The sequence below is a fragment of the Neobacillus sp. MER 74 genome (genome assembly GCF_023714155.1).
Genome location: NZ_JAMAUV010000005.1, coordinates 14,285 through 34,731, shown reverse-complemented (window position 1 = coordinate 34,731; position 20,447 = coordinate 14,285). Strand labels below are relative to the sequence as shown.

The 20,447-nt window shown below is 37.7% G+C and carries 24 protein-coding genes and 1 riboswitch; of the genes, 17 read left to right on the top strand and 7 right to left on the bottom strand.

Annotated features, from left to right (window positions below; translation table 11 throughout):
- Nucleotides 1-29: 29 nt before the first annotated feature.
- From M3610_RS10750 to M3610_RS10715, 8 genes are all read left to right on the top strand, one after another.
- Nucleotides 30-1,241 carry an argininosuccinate synthase gene (locus M3610_RS10750; protein WP_251459065.1) on the top strand — a complete coding sequence of 404 codons (1,212 nt, stop codon included), beginning with the start codon at nt 30-32 and terminating at the stop codon, nt 1,239-1,241.
- A gap of 60 nt (nt 1,242-1,301) precedes the next feature.
- The gene (gene argH, locus M3610_RS10745) at nt 1,302-2,678 is read left to right on the top strand and encodes an argininosuccinate lyase (RefSeq protein WP_251459063.1); all 1,377 of its coding nucleotides are present in this window, start codon (nt 1,302-1,304) and stop codon (nt 2,676-2,678) included.
- Between the two features lie 119 nt (nt 2,679-2,797).
- The gene (locus M3610_RS10740) at nt 2,798-3,658 is read left to right on the top strand and encodes a carbon-nitrogen hydrolase family protein (protein WP_251459061.1); all 861 of its coding nucleotides are present in this window, start codon (nt 2,798-2,800) and stop codon (nt 3,656-3,658) included.
- Nucleotides 3,659-3,678: 20 nt separating this feature from the next.
- Nucleotides 3,679-4,341 carry a GNAT family N-acetyltransferase gene (locus tag M3610_RS10735; protein WP_251459059.1) on the top strand — a complete coding sequence of 221 codons (663 nt, stop codon included), beginning with the start codon at nt 3,679-3,681 and terminating at the stop codon, nt 4,339-4,341.
- 15 nt (nt 4,342-4,356) lie between these two features.
- Entirely contained in the window at nt 4,357-5,028 is a 672-nt protein-coding gene (locus tag M3610_RS10730) for a GNAT family N-acetyltransferase (protein WP_251459057.1), read from the top strand.
- 93 nt (nt 5,029-5,121) lie between these two features.
- A riboswitch (SAM riboswitch) is annotated at nt 5,122-5,230 on the top strand.
- A 78-nt stretch (nt 5,231-5,308) separates the two neighbouring features.
- A complete protein-coding gene (locus M3610_RS10725; protein WP_251459055.1) occupies nt 5,309-6,547 on the top strand; it encodes a homoserine dehydrogenase in 1,239 nt (412 codons plus the stop codon).
- Nucleotides 6,548-6,774: 227 nt separating this feature from the next.
- Nucleotides 6,775-8,622, top strand: a complete 1,848-nt coding sequence (locus M3610_RS10720; RefSeq protein ID WP_251459053.1) for a glycosyltransferase — start codon at nt 6,775-6,777, stop codon at nt 8,620-8,622.
- Nucleotides 8,623-8,652: 30 nt separating this feature from the next.
- Nucleotides 8,653-9,351 (top strand): glycosyltransferase family 2 protein, encoded by a 699-nt coding sequence (locus tag M3610_RS10715; RefSeq protein WP_251459051.1) that lies wholly within the window; start codon nt 8,653-8,655, stop codon nt 9,349-9,351.
- A 73-nt stretch (nt 9,352-9,424) separates the two neighbouring features.
- On the opposite strand, the gene M3610_RS10710 is transcribed toward M3610_RS10715, so the two are convergent.
- From M3610_RS10710 to M3610_RS10700, 3 genes are all read right to left on the bottom strand, one after another.
- Nucleotides 9,425-9,613, bottom strand: a complete 189-nt coding sequence (locus M3610_RS10710) for a YfhD family protein (RefSeq protein ID WP_251459048.1) — start codon at nt 9,611-9,613, stop codon at nt 9,425-9,427.
- Between the two features lie 116 nt (nt 9,614-9,729).
- On the bottom strand, nt 9,730-9,864 hold the full coding sequence (locus M3610_RS10705; RefSeq protein WP_081825373.1) for a YfhE family protein: 135 nt from the start codon (nt 9,862-9,864) through the stop codon (nt 9,730-9,732).
- A 120-nt stretch (nt 9,865-9,984) separates the two neighbouring features.
- Nucleotides 9,985-10,893, bottom strand: a complete 909-nt coding sequence (locus tag M3610_RS10700) for a TIGR01777 family oxidoreductase (RefSeq protein WP_251459047.1) — start codon at nt 10,891-10,893, stop codon at nt 9,985-9,987.
- A 76-nt stretch (nt 10,894-10,969) separates the two neighbouring features.
- Between M3610_RS10700 and recX the strand changes: the two genes are divergently transcribed.
- Nucleotides 10,970-11,800 carry a recombination regulator RecX gene (recX, locus tag M3610_RS10695; RefSeq protein ID WP_251459045.1) on the top strand — a complete coding sequence of 277 codons (831 nt, stop codon included), beginning with the start codon at nt 10,970-10,972 and terminating at the stop codon, nt 11,798-11,800.
- Here the strand turns inward: recX and M3610_RS10690 are convergent.
- Nucleotides 11,795-12,472, bottom strand: coding sequence for an SDR family NAD(P)-dependent oxidoreductase (locus M3610_RS10690; protein ID WP_251459043.1), 678 nt, complete (start codon nt 12,470-12,472; stop codon nt 11,795-11,797). The two genes, recX and M3610_RS10690, sit on opposite strands and share 6 nt — an antisense overlap.
- 89 nt (nt 12,473-12,561) lie before the next feature.
- Between M3610_RS10690 and M3610_RS10685 the strand changes: the two genes are divergently transcribed.
- Nucleotides 12,562-12,879: a YfhH family protein gene (locus M3610_RS10685; RefSeq protein WP_251459041.1), complete on the top strand. Its 318-nt coding sequence runs from the start codon at nt 12,562-12,564 to the stop codon at nt 12,877-12,879.
- A 67-nt stretch (nt 12,880-12,946) separates the two neighbouring features.
- On the opposite strand, the gene M3610_RS10680 is transcribed toward M3610_RS10685, so the two are convergent.
- Nucleotides 12,947-13,123 carry a small, acid-soluble spore protein K gene (locus tag M3610_RS10680; protein WP_098576239.1) on the bottom strand — a complete coding sequence of 59 codons (177 nt, stop codon included), beginning with the start codon at nt 13,121-13,123 and terminating at the stop codon, nt 12,947-12,949.
- 126 nt (nt 13,124-13,249) lie between these two features.
- Between M3610_RS10680 and M3610_RS10675 the strand changes: the two genes are divergently transcribed.
- Entirely contained in the window at nt 13,250-13,519 is a 270-nt protein-coding gene (locus M3610_RS10675; protein ID WP_026564354.1) for a YfhJ family protein, read from the top strand.
- A 97-nt stretch (nt 13,520-13,616) separates the two neighbouring features.
- Here the strand turns inward: M3610_RS10675 and M3610_RS10670 are convergent, their stop codons facing one another.
- A complete protein-coding gene (locus M3610_RS10670; RefSeq protein WP_251459039.1) occupies nt 13,617-14,597 on the bottom strand; it encodes a metal-dependent hydrolase in 981 nt (326 codons plus the stop codon).
- 126 nt (nt 14,598-14,723) lie between these two features.
- Between M3610_RS10670 and mutY the strand changes: the two genes are divergently transcribed.
- Entirely contained in the window at nt 14,724-15,824 is a 1,101-nt protein-coding gene (mutY, locus tag M3610_RS10665; RefSeq protein WP_251459037.1) for an A/G-specific adenine glycosylase, read from the top strand.
- A 23-nt stretch (nt 15,825-15,847) separates the two neighbouring features.
- Here the strand turns inward: mutY and M3610_RS10660 are convergent, their stop codons facing one another.
- Nucleotides 15,848-16,072 carry a hypothetical protein gene (locus tag M3610_RS10660; RefSeq protein ID WP_251459035.1) on the bottom strand — a complete coding sequence of 75 codons (225 nt, stop codon included), beginning with the start codon at nt 16,070-16,072 and terminating at the stop codon, nt 15,848-15,850.
- 112 nt (nt 16,073-16,184) lie between these two features.
- Between M3610_RS10660 and fabL the strand changes: the two genes are divergently transcribed.
- The 5 genes from fabL to M3610_RS10635 all read left to right on the top strand — a co-directional run bounded on the left by fabL (nt 16,185) and on the right by M3610_RS10635 (nt 20,447).
- Nucleotides 16,185-16,934 carry an enoyl-[acyl-carrier-protein] reductase FabL gene (gene fabL / locus M3610_RS10655; RefSeq protein ID WP_098576234.1) on the top strand — a complete coding sequence of 250 codons (750 nt, stop codon included), beginning with the start codon at nt 16,185-16,187 and terminating at the stop codon, nt 16,932-16,934.
- A gap of 74 nt (nt 16,935-17,008) precedes the next feature.
- A complete protein-coding gene (locus M3610_RS10650; RefSeq protein WP_251459033.1) occupies nt 17,009-17,335 on the top strand; it encodes a gamma-type small acid-soluble spore protein in 327 nt (108 codons plus the stop codon).
- A gap of 204 nt (nt 17,336-17,539) precedes the next feature.
- Complete coding sequence (locus M3610_RS10645; protein ID WP_098576232.1) at nt 17,540-17,797, top strand: YgaB family protein; 258 nt, start codon at nt 17,540-17,542, stop codon at nt 17,795-17,797.
- 203 nt (nt 17,798-18,000) lie between these two features.
- Nucleotides 18,001-18,531: a nucleoside tri-diphosphate phosphatase gene (gene ntdP, locus M3610_RS10640; protein WP_098576231.1), complete on the top strand. Its 531-nt coding sequence runs from the start codon at nt 18,001-18,003 to the stop codon at nt 18,529-18,531.
- A 149-nt stretch (nt 18,532-18,680) separates the two neighbouring features.
- Complete coding sequence (locus M3610_RS10635; RefSeq protein ID WP_251459031.1) at nt 18,681-20,447, top strand: ABC transporter ATP-binding protein; 1,767 nt, start codon at nt 18,681-18,683, stop codon at nt 20,445-20,447.

Below are 20,447 nucleotides of genomic sequence, written 5' to 3'. Positions count from 1 at the left end.
TACAGACTTAGTAAGAGGAGAATTATAAAATGACAAAAGAAAAAATCGTTCTAGCCTATTCAGGCGGTTTAGATACATCCGTATCAGTAAAGTGGATTCAAGAAAAATATGGTTACGATGTGATTGCATTAGGTCTGGATGTTGGAGAAGGAAAAGACCTAGAAGCAATTAAAAATAAAGCACTTAATGTTGGTGCAGTAAAAGCCTATATGATCGATGCGAAAGAATTATTAGCGAAGGAATATATTTTACCAGCCTTAAAAGCTAATTGCTTATATGAAGGAAAGTATCCATTATCATCTGCTCTTTCTCGTCCATTAATCTCTAAATTATTAGTGGAGATAGCAGAAAAAGAGGGAGCAACTGCTGTAGCCCATGGCTGCACAGGGAAAGGAAATGACCAGGTTCGTTTTGAAGTTTCTATTCAAGCTTTAAACCCAAGCCTAAAGGTCGTTGCACCAGTTCGTGAATGGGGAATGACTCGTGACGAAGAAATCAAATATGCAGAGGAAAACTGTATTCCAATTCCCGTTGATTTAGATAATCCATTCTCAATTGATGCCAATATTTGGGGCCGTGCATGTGAGGCAGGCGTGTTGGAAGATCCATGGGCTGAGGCACCAGAAGCAGCTTTCGATTGGACGAATCCAGTTGAATTAACTCCTGATACAGCAGAATATGTTGAAATCGAATTTGAACAGGGGGTACCGGTTGCTCTTAACGGTGAAAAACTTCCGCTTGTACAATTAATTGAAACGCTAAATGCGCTTGGCGGCAAACATGGTGTTGGCCGTATCGACCATATTGAAAATAGATTAGTAGGGATCAAATCTCGTGAAGTCTATGAAAACCCTGCTGCACTCATTTTAATCAATGCTCATAAAGAATTAGAGTTTTTAACATTAACTCGTGAGGTATCTCAATTTAAGGCCCAAGTGGAACAGCAAATGGCTAAAATCATTTATGAAGGACTTTGGTATTCTCCTATTAAGCCAGCCCTTGATGCATTTATAAATGAAACGCAAAAGACAGTGACAGGTACCATTCGCGTCAAGCTTCATAAAGGGAATCATACAGTTGTTGGCAGAAAGTCTCCATTCAGCTTATACAATGAGGAACTTGCAACATATTCTAAAGGCGATGCGTTTGATCATAATGCAGCCGTAGGATTCATTAAGATTTGGGGCTTACCGACGAAAGTCTATTCAGAAGTGAATAAAAAGGAATCTATTTTAAAATAATTCGGATTGCCCTCGAGTCCTTTTCGAGGGCTCTGTTATTAGGGTAGGGAGGAACATTACATGTCGAAGTTATGGGGCGGCCGTTTTACAAAAGAAACCAATAAGCTAGTAGAGGAATTTACAGCCTCAATATCTTTTGATCAAAAGCTAGCTAAGGAGGATATCGCAGGAAGTCTCGCTCATGTGCAAATGCTGGGAGAGTGCGGTATCATTCCCGTAGAGGATGCCGAGAAAATTAAGGATGGTCTTCTCTCGATAAAAAACCTGGTAGATAATCATGAGGTTGAGTTTTTAGTAGAAGACGAAGATATCCATATGAATATTGAAAAACTATTAATTGAAAAAATTGGTCCGGTCGGTGGGAAGCTTCATACAGGGCGCAGCCGTAATGATCAGGTGGCTACCGACATGCATCTGTACTTAAGAACAAAAACGACGGAACTTATTAAGTTAGTTGAAGATGTTCAACAGGCATTAATTAAGCAAGCGAAAGAGAATGTCCAAACCTTAATACCTGGATATACACACCTGCAGAGAGCTCAGCCTGTCTCCTTCGCTCATCATTTAATGGCGTATTTTTGGATGTTTGAACGTGATAAAGAGCGATTGATTGATAGTTTGAAGCGCATCAATTGGCTCCCGCTTGGTTCAGGGGCATTGGCAGGAACAACCTTTCCGATAAACCGTGAACGTGTCGCTGAGTTATTGGGGTTTGAAACGGTTTATCCAAACAGTATGGATGCTGTTAGTGATCGTGATTTTATTCTTGAATTTTTATCCATCGGTTCGATTATTATGACTCATATTTCCAGATTATCAGAAGAACTTGTCATTTGGTCAAGTCAGGAGTTTCAGTTTGTTGAACTGGACGATTCGTTCTGCACAGGATCAAGTATTATGCCGCAAAAGAAAAATCCAGATGTACCTGAGCTTCTCCGCGGTAAAACAGGCCGTACCTATGGCAATTTAATCGGCTTGCTGACCGTTCTTAAAGGCTTACCTCTAGCTTATAACAAGGATTTACAAGAGGATAAGGAAGGTATGTTTGATACCGTTGAAACGCTGGAAGGTTCATTAATGTTATTAGCACCGATGATTGAAACCATGACTGTTAATAAAGATATCATGCGTAAGGCGATCAACAATGATTTTTCTAATGCTACAGATATTGCTGATTATTTGGTAAGAAAAGGTCTGCCTTTCCGTGATGCTCATGAAGTAATTGGAAAAATTGTTTTATATGCGATTCAGAATAATAAATTTTTGCTCGATTTGAGCTTTGAAGAATATCAAGGCTTCAGTTCTTTATTTGAGGAAGATATTTATGTGGTATTGGCTCCAGAGCATGTGGTTAGTGTAAGAAATAGCTTTGGTGGAACATCACCAGAGCAAGTCGAGAAACAAATCAAGCTTGCAGAGGGAAAACTGCAGCGATAAAGATGAAATTCTAGAAGCCTGCCATTTGGCAGGCTTTTAGTTTGAATAAATTGTAATAATAACGAAAATATTAGATAATCTCCTTATGAGAAATTTTTACAATTGAGTGGAGGAAAATAATGAAAATTCGTGTATCTGTCGTGCAATACCAGTTACATACGATTCAATCCTTTGAAGAGTTTGCGTCACAATGTGAACACTACATAAAAACTGCAGAAGAATTTGGGGCAGAGTTTGTCCTTTTTCCAGAGTTCTTTACTACCCAGCTATTATCGATTGGGAATGGACAAGGGCAAAGTCTAAGCATCAACGATCTCCCGAGATTTACTGAACAATATAGAGAACTATTTTCTAATTTTGCAAAAAATACAAACATGCATATTATTGCGGGAACGCATGTGATTGAAAAGGATGGCAAGCTGTATAATACCGCTCATTTATTTTATCCAGATGGCAGGGTTGGCGAGCAGGCCAAACTTCATATTACACCGACCGAAGTCAATGAATGGAATATGGCACCAGGGGATTCCTTTCAGATTTTTGAAACAGAAAAAGGGAAAATCGCCCTGCTTACTTGTTATGATATTGAATTCCCAGAGATCGTGCGGATGGCAAAGGCTAAGGGTGCTGATGTCATTTTCTGTCCATCGTGTACAGATGATCGTCATGGGTTTCATCGTGTTCGCTATACCAGCCATGCACGGGCAATTGAGAATCAAGTATATGTGGTTTTAACAGGAACAGTGGGTTCACTGCCGACGGTTGACTTTATGCGTGCTAATTTTGGTCAAGCTGTCATTATTACTCCAAATGATATTCCATTTCCTCCTAAGGGCATATTGGTTGAAGGTGAAATTAATAATGACATGATTGTAACGGGTGATCTGGATTTAAATTTGTTATATGAAGTAAGTGAACGAGGATCTGTTACAACCTGGCGTGATCGCAGAACTGATTTATACACAGACTGGGAAAAGTAAACAGAAGGGGTGGGTTTAGTATGTATCGAAGTGAATTTTACGTTTTTGACCAAGAGCGGCCTGTTCCGGTTATCATTCGCAATTATACCAAACAGGATTTTGCCGATCTTATCAAGATTCAATCCGAGTGCTTCCCACCTCCTTTTCCATCAGAATTATGGTGGAATAAAGAGCAACTAACCAATCATGTGGACCTGTTTCCAGAAGGTGCATTATGTATTGAGGTTGATGGTGAATTAGCCGGTTCGTTAACCGCCTTAATTATCGATTTTGATCCCAGCGATAAAAACCATACGTGGGAAGAAATCACTGACCATGGATACATCCGAAACCATAATCCAAGGGGGAATACCTTGTACATCGTTGATATCAGTGTCCGACCCAGGTACCGTAAACTAGGGCTAGGAAAATTGATGATGCATGCTATGTACCATGTTGTTATTGAGAGAGGTTTAGAGCGCTTACTAGGCGGGGGTAGAATGCCAGGTTTTTATAGAGTAGCTGATAACATGACACCGGAGCAATATTTAGCATCAATTATAACGGGAGAATTAAAGGATCCTGTCATTACATTTTTGCTGCGCTGCGGCCGTGTCCCGGTAGGAATTATTGAAAACTATCTAGAGGATGAGGAATCCTGTAACAATGCTGTATTAATGGAATGGAAAAATCCTTTTAAATAATTGGGGGGGATATTTATGGATTATATTAGAATCACAAGTATAGATGATCCGAATTTTAGAAAACTGCATAACTTAATGGGAGAAATTTTCCCGCCAGAAGAAGTCCTGGCATATGAGCTATGGAAAGAGCCATTAGAAGATCCGAGTATTCGGGTATTCGTGGCAGTCGATGGCGATAAAGTCTTAGGTGCAACTGAATACCGTTATTATCCTGATTGGAATATTGCCATGACAGATTTTACGATTATAGGTAAACCTGGCCTAAGCCTTGGTCGATTTTTAGCTCAAAACCGGTTAAAGGATTTACAACAATTAGCAAATAAAAATGGAAAAGAGCTTCACGGAATGTTTGCAGAAATATACGATCCTTACAGAGTTGAACATCACGAATTTGGCGGCGTAAAGGTTATGGACCCTTATGTGCGACGTGAAGTGCTTTCCCATTTGGGTTACAAGCGGTTAGATTTCTCATATGTTCATCCATCCTGGGAAAATAATGGGGAAGCCGTAACTGGGCTAGATTTATGTTTCATGCCATTAGACGATGAGCTTAAATCTCTCCCAACTAATCTTGTAAAGGATTTCCTAACAACCTATTACTCCATACTTTCAAACAAACCGAAGGAATGGTTAGAAATGATAGACCGTCTAGGAGACAAGGGAGAAGTAACCCTGTTACCTTTGTAAAAAAAAGAAATTTCAAATAATATTGACATCTACAAAGGATTCAACTAGAATTCTCTTTATAACTTGGAAATTTAATCAAACAATTACATAAAACTCTTATCCAGAGCGGCGGAGGGACTAGGCCCGATGAAGCCCGGCAACCATCAAGGTAAATCTTGAAAAGGTGCTAATTCCTGCAGGTTATTTGCCTGACAGATAAGAGGAGGAAACTAACCCTCTTCTTATGAAGAGGGTTTTTTTCTATTTAGCCATGTCTATTATAAATGAAGGGTGGATCAATATGTCTGTGATAAAAGTAGCGATTCTAGGTTTCGGAACAGTCGGGGAAGGTGTTTATAGAACGATTCAATCCCATGCAGAAGAACTTGAGGGAGTATTAGGAAAAAGGGTCGAAGTCGCAGCTGTACTAATTAGAAATAAGCATAAAAAGAGAAATATTAATGAAGATGTATTAGTCACTGCAGATTTCAATGAAATTTTAAGTCTACCTCAACTTGATGTTATTGTCGAAGCAATCGTCAATAAAGAACCCACTTTTACATTTTTAAAACAAGCGATTCAAAAAGGATGTCACATAATTACAGCTAATAAAGAAATGTTTGCACACCACGGGAATGACCTGCTCGAGTTAGCAAAGCATCATAATGTTTCAGTAGGTTACGAAGCGACAGTTGCGGGTGGTATACCTGTTATTCAAACCTTAAGGCAGCTATTAAACGTAAACCGTGTTCATCACGTGCAAGGCATACTAAATGGAACATCGAATTTCATCTTAACGGAAATGCGTGAGAAGAAGCAGTCCTTTGCTGACGCTCTAAGTTTAGCACAAGCAAAGGGGTTTGCTGAAGCAGACCCAACCAATGATGTCGAAGGCTTTGATGCTTTTTATAAAACAATGATTCTAAGCAGAATTGCATTTGGTGAGGAACCAAATTGGGAGGATGTAGAACGAGAAGGGATTACTTCAATTACAAGTGAATTAATCGAGGCAGCTGAAAGACTTGGACTTAGGTTTAAACTTATTGCAAGTATAAGTAAGAAAGGTGATCAAATTAAGGCCGCTGTTAGACCAGTCCTTGTTGGAAAGTCTCATCCTTTTTATTCTATTGAAGGGGTAGAAAATGCCGTTAATGTTTACACGGATCTTGTTGGTAGTATTACATTACAAGGACCAGGTGCCGGCATGTTTCCAACAGCAAGTGCAGCAATCGAAGATTTAGTTTATGTCTGTCAAAATAAGCGGATAAATAAGTATTTCACAAAGACGCCAGCATTTCATTTAGGAGATAAAAAAGAGCATGCAGACGAATTATGGATAATTCAAGGTCTCACAAAGGATTTTAAAAACCCATTGATCACATGGATTACTCAAACTAATGAGGAGACAGCAATTATCCGGACAAATACGGAGTTAATTAAACAGTTAATGAGTGAACAGAACATAAAATGTTGCTTTCAAATTTTAGGGGAGTATGAAATAGAAAGCAATGATAAAGAAGTATCATTAGCCGCCATATAGTTTGAATGAAATCATAAGCAATTATTCCGTAAAAAGAGCGCATAAGCTCTTTTTTTTGTGAATTTCTATGCTCCTAATTGGAGGGAATCGACAAATAGCAAAAAAATATATACAAAGCAACCTATAAATGGGGATAAGTCTAGTCAAAATCATATGGTATACATATTGTGTAAAAGCAAAACCCAAATGGACTAGTTACTTATAAAAGTAAATTGAAGAGGTGCGTCATGTTATGGAATAGCCTAAATGGTCGTTTATTAACGAATCTGAAAAATACATTTACCTATGAGTTTTGGGTATTACCCGAAAATGTTCATCATATCGATAAGCAATCTCGGGAAAAGTCAGTGGATGGTACAGGAACGAATTATGTGATTGGGCCAGGACAAGGGATGACCGATAATGATGCGGGAGTTAGTGTTTCAATTGGACTAAATGGAATAACGATTTATGAACATACGAATGAGAATATATATGCGGTGTTAGTCCATGAAGCCAGTATTAATGATCTAATTCACATTGCGGTTGTCTATGATGAAAGAGAGCCGCAGCTATTTATTAATGGGAAGTTTGTAAAAAAAGGTGATAGAAGCCCTAAAGACTTTGTCTACCCATCTGGGATGATTGGCGGACTGCCAGGTCTGTTCTTTAATGGTGATATTAACGAAATCAGACTGTGGGATCATTGCAGGACAGAACAAAATCTTAATAATTTTATGAATAAAAAGCTTACAGGAAACGAAAAAGGGCTATATGGTGTTTGGCCAATTCCAACTGTAAATAAACAAGAACCACAGAAAGTAAATCCAAAAACCAAAAAGTCCTCAAATAACAAGGACACAAGCACCAAAGAGAAACTTACTAAAGAAATCCCAGTAAATAATAGCCAAGATATTGAAGTAAGTATAATTATTCCTTCCCTAAATAAATATCCACTAAATCTCCTGACTCTTTTCTCACTAGAATATCAAACGTTCAATCCTTCAAAAATGGAAGTTATTTTTATAGATGATGCTTCAACTGACCAAACGGAAGAAAAGCTAAAAGGCTATAAGCCTCCCTATCATTTCAAATATGTACGAAATGAAAAGAATCTAGGAAGAGCAAGCGTACGAAATTTGGGCATTCGTACAGCAAGAGGGAGCACTCTTATTTTTCTTGATGCAGAAATGATAACAGAACCTGATTTTGTTGAAAAACATCATAAGTTCCATCAATCAAAAAATAAGCATATTTTGTCAGGGGTAATGCATTCAAAAATCATCTATTCATGCATCTTTCCTGAATTTGCTCCAGAGAAAATTAGCACGATTGCAACTTTAACAAAAAAAGATAATTTGCTTAATTCTAGGTTTAATAAATATAAAGATTCAATTAAACAACCGTACCCGTTGTTGGAAAAAAGTGATATTGCAAGAAAAGCCTTCAAGGATATTGGGGTTGTAACATACCCATGGTTCCAAACGATAACCGACAATTTTGCTGCTGACTTAGAAGGGTTTTCCTTTCCATGGATGGCATTTCTTACAGGGAATGTTTCCATTCAAAAAGAGTTTATTACTCAGGCAGGATTGTTCGATGAAGACTTTGTCCTGTACGGTTACGAAGATTGGGAACTAGGATATCGTTTATATAAAATGGGGGCCACATATATTGTTGGAAATGATTTGATTACCTATCATCAAGAACACCCTGTAGGCAAAAGCAAATGGAAAGAGGCAATTAACAACCTTGGACTGTTTATTTCAAAGCATCATGATATCGATGTACTTGTACTCGGATTAGAGATTTCAGGTCTTGCTGATTTATTAACAATGAGTAAGCTATTAAAAGAATATAAATTACTCATTCAATCTTATCCAGGGAAATTTCAAAAATTCCAAGAAAAATTCATGCACATACTTGAAACAATTGTCCTTTTACTTCAAATCGATATCCGTCACATAAATATCTTAGGAGCTGCAGGCTTTGGCTCTGACGACATAAATGGGCTGAAAAAAGAAATTAATTCTATTAAAACCCTTAAAAAGTTTACTAATTTAACCACCGTTTTAGATAAGGTCATGAACTCATAAAATAATTCTCAGCGTTAAAGGAGTGAGAGTGTGGTTTCCATTATTACTTGTACAATAAGAGATGAGAATATCGATAATGTTTTTAAAAATTATAAACAGCAATCCTGGAAGAATAAAGAGTTGATCATTATCCTAAATAAGGATTCTATGAATATGGATAGATGGATTACTGAGGCTAGGAAATATCGCAATGTCCAGATTTATCAACTACACGAAAAGGCAACTTTAGGTGACTGCTTAAATTTTGGGATTATGAAATCAAATTATGATATTATTGCAAAATTTGATGACGATGACTATTATGGGCCTGATTACATTAAAAGTTCGATGGCTGCTTTTAAAAATAAAGATATTTCTATTATCGGAAAAAACTCCGTATTTATCTATTTTAAAAATAAAAAAGCGCTGATCCATGTAACAGGTAATGAGAATTCAATCACAGACACTGTTGCTGGAGCGACCTTAATGTTTAGAAAAGATGTCTGTCAACAAGTTCCATTTGAAAAAGTAAATCGAGCTGAGGATTTCTTTTTCATTGAACAATGTAAGGAGAAGGGATTTAAGGTCTTTTCAACTGACCGATTTCATTTTGCGGTTATCAGAAATGACGCTGATAAACATACGTGGAAGATATCCGATAATGAACTAATGGAATGGGGAGAAATAATCGCCTTTACAGATGATTTCCAAACATTAGTGTCAAATGAGGATTTGAAAAACTCGATATAAAGCTTTTTCCCCTTATATATCGAAAAAGAAGCAGGATGCCCTGCTTCTTTTTTTAATTCATCTTCATAAAGATTTATTTATTTCTTTTTGATTGTACCCGCTGATTCGCTGCGTTCGCTCGTGCTTGTGCCTCAAGGTCTGCATGGTCTGCAAATTCTGCAGAATATTCGACGTCATTTCCATCTGTAATTTTTAGGTTCTTAGGTGTTTGTGGAAGTGAACTTTTATTACTATTACCAGTTCCATTATGCATACGACCCATTACTAAAAACCCCTTTCATTGTTAACATCCAAGGAGCAGAATTGCTCCCTTTACTATGATTTACAACTTAAAAGGGAACCATGAATGGAAAATACTTCAGCAGAACCTTTCGATAGCTATAGTCTAGTTTTCTTGTCGTGAAAGCCGCCAGCACGATCTGCCATTTTAAATTCTCTTTGATAAGATACCTCTTGCATACTCGTTAGAGAGTATTTTCCACGATCCTTATCCTTTTTCTTCTTTTCCGCCATTTTGCTCATTCCTTTCAACAATTTTTTTAGTTAATCGTCATCAAGCTATGTGGTAAAAAATAGAAGCACTATATGTACTTATTTCCATTTTTACCTTTTAAGAAAGGAATGATACGGATTTTATGAAAATATATTTTTTAATGCCGAATTTAGATGTGAGTACTTAAATGGATAGCCATTGTCTAAAAGCATTTCCGGGAGTACTTTTTGCCCATCAACAACCAATGTACTCATTTCACCAAGAAGCAGTCGTAGAGCAATACTTGGGACAGGCAGCCAGTAAGGACGATGCAAGACACTTGATAATGATTTTCCAAATTCAGACATCGTTATAGGATGAGGTGCAGTAAAATTAATGGGGCCAGCCATTTGTTCATTTTCGATAATAAACATTATACCATTGACCACATCCTCAATATGGATCCAGGACATCCATTGACGTCCATTCCCAATTGGCCCGCCAAAAAATGATTGGTAAGGGAAGGCAATTTTAGGCAGGGCACCATTGTGTTTATCCAGAATAATTCCAAATCTGCAAAAAACGGTGCGTATTCCTAACCGAGAGGCCTTGCTCGCCTCATTCTCCCATTGCTGCACTGTATTTGACAAAAAATCATTCCCGAACCCATGGTTTTCTTTTTCCGTAAAAATTTTCTCTAAAGATGTTCCATAAATGCCTATAGCACTTGCATTAATCAGTGACTTTGGTTTAGTCCTTAATTTAGAAATGATATCTAGCAGTGCGTTAACAGAATTTAAGCGACTGGTTAAGATCTTTTCTTTTCTTTGCTGTGTCCAACGCCCGCCATTGATCGATTCACCAGCAAGATTAATAAAAATATCGGTACCCTCAAGTTCTTGTATGGGGCTTGAATTTTCACTTTGCCATTGAACAAAACGAATTCGATTAGTTCCATTTGTGTTTTTTCTGCCTCTAGTTAAAATGATTACCTCATGATTGTTTTTCAACAATTGCTCCGTCAGAGCTTTCCCTACAAAGCCTGTTCCACCAGCAATGGTGATTTTCAATTTTTCCGCCCCCTTAGTACGTTTATCTTACAGTATTTTATGAGGATTATGGTAAAGTAATGTTGAGGTGAATGACATGGCTACGATTACTAAGATCACCACTCAGCAAAAAAATCAGGATCGCTTTAATATTTTTATGGATTACGGCAAGGGGAAGGGAGAGGAATTCGCCTTCAGTGTCGATAGTGATGTTCTGATCAAATTCCAATTAAAAAAAGGGATGGAACTTGACGATTTCTCCTTTATGGAAATTCAGTATCAAGACGACATACGTAAAGCATATAACAAAGCCATCCATTATTTATCAAGAAGGATGAGGTCTGAAAAAGAAATCAAGGATTACCTTACTTCAAAGGAAATAGAAGAACCTGTCATTAATGAAATTATCCATAAACTATCCGCATTGAAATACATAAATGACGAGGAATTTGCCTTTGCTTATGTACGAACCCAAGCAAATACTACTGACAAAGGTCCAACGAACATCAAAATGGAACTGAAGGAAAAAGGGATTGATGAAGGCACAATTATGCTGGCCTTAGGGGAATATCCGTTGGAGCAGCAAATTGAAAAAGCTGCAAAAATTAGCAGAAAGTTTTACGAAAAGAACGCTAAAGAATCATTAAAAATCCAAAAACAAAAGCTGGAGAATCTGTTGCTTAGAAAAGGTTATTCATACGATGTCATTAATATTGCCGTTAATGAAGCGTCAGTAAACAACGATGCTGATGAGGATATGAAGGCAATCAGATTTCAAGGTGAAAAGGCACTCCGAAAATATAGTAAGTTTAGCGGCTTTGAATTTCAACAAAAGATGAAGCAAGCTTTATATCGAAAAGGCTTCCCAATGGAACTGATTGAATCATACCTTGCAGAAGTGGAAAATCATGACCAAGAAGAGTCATGATTTTTTACTTTCAATAATAATGGAGTCCTGATCGATTTGTTCCATAATCATCTCTGCAACTTCTTTTGGAGTACGGAAACGGGAAGGGTCTTTGACATGGTCGGTATGATCCCAAAATGGAGTGTCCATACCGCCCATATAAACGGCATTTATTTTAATGCTGTGATCTTCATATTCCTTTTGCAAACTTTCTGTAAAGCCTCTAACAGCAAATTTACTTGCTGCATAGACGGCTTCATTTACTTTTCCACGCAAACCTGCAGTCGAAATAATATTCATTATTCTTCCATCAGTCGTTTGAAGTAAATAAGGTAAAATTTCTTTGGTCATCAAAAGAGTACCCAAAACATTTGTATTAATCATTTCTACCATGTCTTGTTCATTTATTTCGACAAATGGACCGAAATGCCCAACACCTGCATTATTGACTAATCCGGAAATTGTATATGTATGGCTTATTTCTTTTACTTTTTTTGATACATCATCGCCGTTTTGAATATCTAAGAGCAGAATATCAGCCTTTCCCCCATCAGCAACAATTTCATCCCTAGCAGATGTTAACTTTTCAACCGTCCTCCCAGTAAGAAGTAGATGATAACCTTTCTGTGAAAAAAGGTGTGCCAATTCTTTTCCTAATCCAGAACCAGCCCCAGTAATTATGATTGTTTTCATATCTAATCTCCTTCATTGATTTCAAACTTTATTAATTATATAAAAATTACTATACTAAAATAAAGGGATTAATAGGGAGTGAATGAACAATGCAGCAGGACAAACGCTATAGTACAATGACAGAACATGAATTACGTCAGGAAATTGGCATACTTCAGGAGAAAGCACGAAAAGCAGAACAAATGGGAATGGTAAGTGAGTTTGCAGTTCTAGAACGAAAGGTTCAAATGGCAAAAGCATACCTAATGAATCCAAATGAGTTTAAACCAGGAGAACTTTATGAAATCGAGGGTAGTCCAGGCCAATATTTTAAAATTGACTATCTAAACGGTGTGTTTGCATGGGGGTATCGTCTTAAGGGGGATGGCCATGAAGAGGCATTGCCAATCTCTTTGTTAAAAAAGTAGAAAAAATGAAAAGACAAACCAAAGAGTAAATCTCTGGCTTGTCTTTATTAACAATGTTAATGGCTATCTATTTATACACTTGCGGCGATTCGTCGTCGCGCTCTCCAGATGCACGCATGCGCTCTTGTGGATGAGTATTAATCGTGCCATCTGCTCTTTTTGAAGCATATTCTGCCTTAGCCCGAGGTTCTCCCTCGAGTTTATTGTTATTTTGATTTGGGAACCCAGTTTCTTTATTTCTCATGCTATACCTCCAAAATGGAATGAGAGCACGTGAAAAGCAAAGCATTCTCATTGCTTACCACGTACCATTAGTATCTGCTTTATTAATTTAGGTTATGTTAAAAGAAATTGGCAATGAGGTGTGAACATGAACAGTTACCATGACGAATTAGCAAATCTGCTATTAAGTAAAAATAACCAACTAAGCTATAACCAAGCAAGGACATGGGTGGAACTGCTTTGGGAAGATTTTGAAACCACCTACGCAAAGGCAGGCAGAGAATATAAGGGTAGTGACATGACTGAGAGAATTGTTAAGCAATGGATTGAAAACTATGGGGAAAAGCTACACGAATTTGTGGCAACCAACCCAAAATACAAGGACTTTCTGAAGCAGGAAAAAAATAGCTTAAACTAGAAAAAGCGAGTGACTTTTCGTCACCGCTTTTTTTACTGATAAGATGCTGGCGCTTTCGAGGAGGCCATACGCCGCTGTCCAGGGCGCTTGCGCTTTTTTAACTTGGAATGATGCTTAATTTTTTCCGTAATTTCTTTTCGCTAAATACCCAGCCAGTATAGGAACTAATCGGTTTCAAGTCACAATCTAATTGAACAACAGCAACAAATGGATAATGGCCATTGCTCCGGTACCGTAAATCAATATAGCGCACTTCGTAAAAATCTGTGTATTCATCCACTTCCCACCGATAGACTGGCGAAAAAGATAAAAACGCTGATAGATTCTTATCCTTCTTTGCTGCTTCAATTACTGGAGTCTTTGGGACAGGTATTCGGTTAAAGTAATCTAATATCTCGACTTCATTATTTATAGCCTTTCCTACAAAGAACTGTTTCGTATTCATGGCAGCAATTCTCCATTGATGGAACCTCATTGTTGGTGCGATAATTATATCTGTTGCATCCGGTATTTTTTTTCTTATCTCAGCCATTACACGATGTTTTGCCTTAAAGCGCATGATATAATATCCGACAATGATGGCATACATGACTAAGAAGGTATAGCCGGGATCTGCTCCTAATACCCAAATAATGATCCCCAGAATATGAATTCCAAAGATAACGGGGTCAAAGGTATTGATGACTCCTAAGGCGACCCATTTTGAAGAGAAGGGTCTGAGTGCTTGTGTTCCGTAAGCATTAAATATATCAACAAATACATGAATAAAGACCGCTGCAAATGTCCATGCCCATAAATGAAATAGATTAGCTCCAGTGAAAAACGGATATATAACGGCAACTATGAGAAGCGGCCACAAAATAACAGCTGGAATGGAATGGGTAACGCCTCTATGATTGCGAATGTAAATGGCATTATTCTTTAACTTTAAAACCGTATCAATATCAGGTATTTGTGATCCGGCAATCGTAGCAATTAAGACACTAGTGGTGGCGGCATGGCTGCTAGCGACAACAGGATCAAGAGTTGCCAAACCACCTATAGCAATACCCATAACAACGTGTGTTCCTGTATCCAAAAGGAAATCCTCCTTCAAATAAAATTCTTGTCAAACATGCTCCAGTGATTTATCGTAAAACAAATATATTACTTATTATAATGCCTTTTTTCACACAGTTTAACTACATCTGGAGGAACAAAAGTTATGATTATTGAACTAAAGAATATAGAGAAAATCAACAAATCTGCTTTTCAATCAGACTTAATTACCTGGTTTAAACACGAACAACGCGATTTACCTTGGAGAAAAGACCAAGACCCTTATAAAATATGGGTATCAGAAATCATGCTGCAGCAAACAAGAGTGGATACAGTCATTCCCTATTTTAATCGTTTTATCGAGTGGTTTCCTACCATAGAAGCTTTAGCAGAGGCGGAGGAAGATAAAGTATTGAAGGCATGGGAAGGGCTCGGATATTATTCGAGGGTACGAAACTTACAATCAGCAGTTAAGGAAGTAAATGAGAAGTATAGCGGTATCGTACCAAATAGTCCTGAGCAAATCGCTGGGCTGAAAGGTGTTGGCCCCTATACTGCAGGTGCCATATTAAGTATCGCTTACGGGATTCCTGAACCTGCCGTGGACGGAAATGTAATGAGGGTGTTTTCAAGAGTTCTCTCCATATGGGAAGACATTGCCAAATCCTCCTCACGGAAAATATTTGAAAAAGCAGTTCGAGAATTGATTTCACACGAGGACCCATCCTCTTTTAACCAAGCTTTAATGGAATTAGGAGCGTTAATCTGTACACCAACCTCTCCTTCGTGCTTATTATGTCCTGTTCGAGAGCATTGCCAAGCGTTCGAAGAGGGAGTTCAAAATGAACTTCCGATAAAGACCAAAAAAACTAAGACACGAGATGTTCAACTAGCTGCCGCGATCCTATTAAATGGTGATGGAAAGGTATTAATTCACAAGCGGCCGGCAACAGGTTTGCTCGCAAATTTATGGGAGTTCCCTAATGTTGAAATTCATCATCCCTTACAAAATGATCGGGAGCAGATTAGTGAATTATTTGAGCATTCCCTAAATATAAAAGTAAAACTTGAAAAAATTATTGGGCAGCTTGAACATGTTTTTTCTCATTTGGTGTGGAACATTAATGTATATACAGGTGTGTTCCAATCTGATTTTCAGGAAAGTGACGAGTGGAAGTTTGTTTCGTTAGAAGAAATGAAAGAATTTGCCTTCCCTGTATCCTATCAAAAAATGCTTAAGCTTTATCTAGAACGCCAAAAGGAATGAACGCCGCAAAATGCGGCGTTTTTTCAATCGTATACTGTTTTCGTTCCATGTGTATAATCTGCCTCTTGTCTATTAATGCCTCCCCTGCTTTCTATTTCCTCAATAATTTCACGATGAATCGTTTGTCCCTCACTATTTAAATAGGGAGCAATTTGCTGCAAAGAATGATGAAAAAAAGCAAGTTCACTGCTTTTCCAATCAGATTTGGCCATCATTGACAGTTCGGTCATATCACGTCCAACATACATAAGCACTTCTTCCTTTCCAAGGTAATTTACTCTTATTGTTTAATATTAATTGTCTTCTATTCGTGGAAAAGATAAAATAAAAACATTACTTGATACAGAAGGGAATAGTTTGATGACTCAAAAAGTAGCACTCATCACTGGAAGCAGCAGGGGTATCGGTAAGGCGACAGCTCTTCGATTAGCTGAAGCAGGATACGATATTGTCATAAATTACGCTAGAAGCAAAAAATCAGCTCTAGAGACAGCGGAGCAAATAGAGGCATTAGGCAGAAAAGTACTCGTTGTTAAAGCAAACGTCGGCGACGTGGCGAAAATAAGAGATATGTTCACCCAAATTGATGCAGAATTTGGACGTCTGGATGTGTTTGTAAATAATGCAGCCTCTGGAGTACAACGGCCGGTAATGGAACTTGAAGAAAATCACTGGGATTGGACTTTAAATATTAATAGCAAAGCTTTGCTGTTTTGTGCACAGGAAGCTGCAAAATTAATGGAACGAACTGGCGGAGGTAAAATTGTCAGCATTAGTTCTCTGGGATCTATTCGCTATTTAGAAAATTATACGGTCGTTGGCGTTTCAAAGGCGGCCTTAGAAGCACTTACAAGATATTTGGCGGTTGAATTAGCTCCTAAAAATATCGTCGTTAATGCTGTTTCAGGAGGCGCAGTCGATACGGAAGCATTAAAGCATTTTCCAAATCGTGAAGAACTGCTTCAAGAGGCAAAAGAAAAAACTCCTGCAGGACGAATGGTGGAAATTGAGGATATGGTAAATTGTGTGATGTTCCTTTTATCAGAGGAATCGAGCATGATTAGGGGGCAGACCATCATTATCGATGGTGGAATTTCATTACTCGTTTAATTATTTTTAAATAATATTTTTTTCGGATAATCTCCACGAAGCATGGTTACATTATATTCGTGGAGGTGATTAACTTGGCAAAATTCAATCAACAGCCAAACAAAACTTCAGCTGGAACTAACATCCAGGAAGTAAGACAACAAAACGCTCAATCTCAATCTGGGTCCCAAGGCTCATTTGGAACTGAATTTGCGAGCGAGACAAATGCTGCTGAAGTAAGACAACAAAACCAACAATCTGCTCAAAGATCTCAATCTGGTTTTGCTCAGGGTTCTCAAGGCTCATCCGGCCAATTTGGAACTGAATTTGCAAGTCAAACAGATGCCCAAGAAGTAAGACAACAAAACCAACAATCTCAAGCCCGTAAAAACCAAGGCAATGGCCAATTTGGTCAAAGCTAATAATAGTTAAAAACCAAGAAGACACTCTAGATTCGAATAGAGTGTCTTCTTTCTGTGTCATTGTACTTAGAAAACTGTCTAGCTCCAGCGCCTCCGCTTTTCTATTTTCGACAAAACTTCTCTAATGTCTACATAAATTTTCAAAGGAGAATACAACTTGGTCAAGAATACATATTAGGAACTAATAAGAAGGCGGTGAGGGAAATGGATCATTTTAACAGATTAGTTTCCGAGCAATTGGTGACGATGGAGAAATTATTATTTCTTCAAGGAGAACTTGAGCGTTGTCAACAAATCGAAGCAGAGCTTCAAATGTTACACAAGTCAACGGATCTTGAAAGTATCCAATCAGAGATCCGGCTGATGAAAGATGAGTTAAAAGGGATCCAGTCCACTTTTGAAAAGCAGACAGAAGAAGTAATCAATTCCTATCGGGAAATGAACTTAACACCTTCCTTTTAGGTGGAAAAACAAAGAATTCCCTAAAAAATTCGCAAATTTTTACAAAGAGCCATCGAAATATGGCTCTTTTGTTTTAAAATCTGTTCTCAACCGTTATAATAATAGTAATAAATAGGAATTGTACTTTGTTACCTTTTGTCATTATTTATCTAACGGTTTAAATAGGGTTGCAAAGCGTTCAGGAATGAAGGTAGGGGAGAAACATGGGCGTACCCATCGAAGGTGAACCAATGCAAATACATAGCTATAAGCACAATGGGCACATCCATCGCGTCTGGGAAGAAACAACTGTATTAAAGGGGACACAGAATTTGGTTATTGGAGGCAATGACCGAACACTAGTAACAGAATCAGATGGAAGAACATGGATAACAAGAGAACCTGCCATTTGTTATTTCCATTCACAATACTGGTTTAACGTAATTGGAATGATTCGTGAGGATGGTATTTATTACTACTGTAATATCAGTTCCCCTTTTATTTTTGATGGCGAAGCACTAAAGTATATTGATTATGATCTAGATATTAAGGTGTTTCCAGATATGACTTTTAATTTACTAGACGAAGATGAGTATGAACGTCATCGCCGTGAAATGAATTATCCAGATCCGATTGATCAAATCCTAAAAAGGAATGTGGAAAAACTGATTCAATGGATTCGGCAACGGAATGGCCCATTTGCACCAGATTTTATTGATATTTGGTATGAACGTTATTTAACATACAGACGTTAGATGGGTAAAGAGGATATTACGCGCCTGTTGATGTAATCAACAGGTTTTTATTTGCTTTTGTGTAAAGGAAGCAAACAATGTGATTTTATTATTGTAAAAAAGTAATAGGTATAGCATGCTTCTTATTATTTTTTGAAAGGAGGGCTATTTTGAGCAGTATTCTAAGGTATCTGCAATTTGTAAAACCGTATCGGTTCCAAGTGATAGGGACAATCATCATTGGGGTAATTAAATTTTCTATTCCGCTTATGATACCACTATTGATTAAATATGTTGTGGATGACATTGTAGGTAGTCATACTCTTTCTCACGACGAGAAGCTTGAAAAGCTCTTATTCATTCTGGTTATTATGCTTGTTGTTTTTGTCATCCTGCGACCGCCGATTGAATATTACCGTCAATATTTTGCCCAGTGGACTTCAAGTAAAATCCTTTATGATATTCGTGATACGATGTATACTCACATTCAAAAGTTAAGTTTTAAATATTTTTCAAATAATCGTGCGGGGGATATAATCTCACGTGTCATTAATGATGTGGAACAGACGAAAACGTTTGTCATTTCCGGATTAATGAATCTTTGGCTGGATATTGCCACAATTATTATCGCCATTATTCTTATGTTTTCAATGAGTGTGAAGCTAACGTTCGTATCAATATTGTTGTTTCCACTTTACGCATTTTCGATTAGTTATTTTTTTGGGAATCTACGAAAGCTGACTCGGCAACGTTCACAAGCACTTGCGGAGGTGCAAAGTTATTTGCATGAGCGTGTTCAAGGTATGCCGGTAATTAAAAGCTTTGCGATAGAAGATTTTGAACAGGGTCAATTTGATAAGCAAAATAAGAATTTCTTGGAAAAGGCCTTACAGCATACCAGCTGGAATGCAAAGGCATTTTCTGCAGTTAATACCATTACAGATATTGCCCCATTAATTGTGATTGGCTATTCTGCTTATCTTGTCATTCAGAACCAGCTATCATTAGGGACGATGGTTGCATTTTTTGCCTATATTGATAAGCTCTACAATCCATTGCGAAGATTGGTGAATTCCTCTACAACAATTACTCAATCATTTGCATCAATGGACAGGGTGTTTGAATTTTTAGATGAGAAGTATGATATCGTTGATTCCCCAGATGCTCAAGTTTGTAATCAAGTACACGGTGATATTTCATTTGAAAATGTGTCTTTTAGCTACGAGGCGAACGAAGAGAGAGTCTTGAAAGATATTAATTTACATGTGAAAAAGGGGGAAACGATTGCCCTGGTAGGAATGAGCGGCGGGGGGAAGTCAACGCTAGTTAGTTTGATTCCCCGTTTTTATGATGTGACAAGTGGGAGAATCACATTAGACGGGATAGATATCAGAAACTTTAAGGTTCAATCTCTACGGGACAAAATTGGTGTCGTTTTTCAGGATAATCTCTTGTTTAGTGAATCGGTAATGGATAATATTTTATTGGCGAAGCCAGATGCATCTGAAGAAGAGGTCTATATGGCTGCAAAAGCTGCTAATGCTGATGAGTTTATCTTAAACCTTTCTGAAGGGTACAATACAAGGGTGGGCGAACGAGGAGTTAAGCTTTCAGGAGGACAGAAACAACGAGTGGCGATTGCCCGAGTCTTTTTAAAAAATCCGCCTATCTTAATACTTGACGAGGCAACATCTGCTCTGGATCTAGAGAGTGAGCATGCAATACAAGAATCACTAGAAGCATTAGCTAAGGATAGGACCACTTTTATCGTTGCACACCGATTATCCACCATAACTCATGCCAATCGAATTGTCCTGATTGAACATGGTCAAATCGTAGAAATAGGGACACATGATGAGTTAATGGCGAAACAAGGAAATTACTATAAACTTTTTCAAGTTCAACAATTAGAACAAAAAGAAACCGAAGCAGAATAA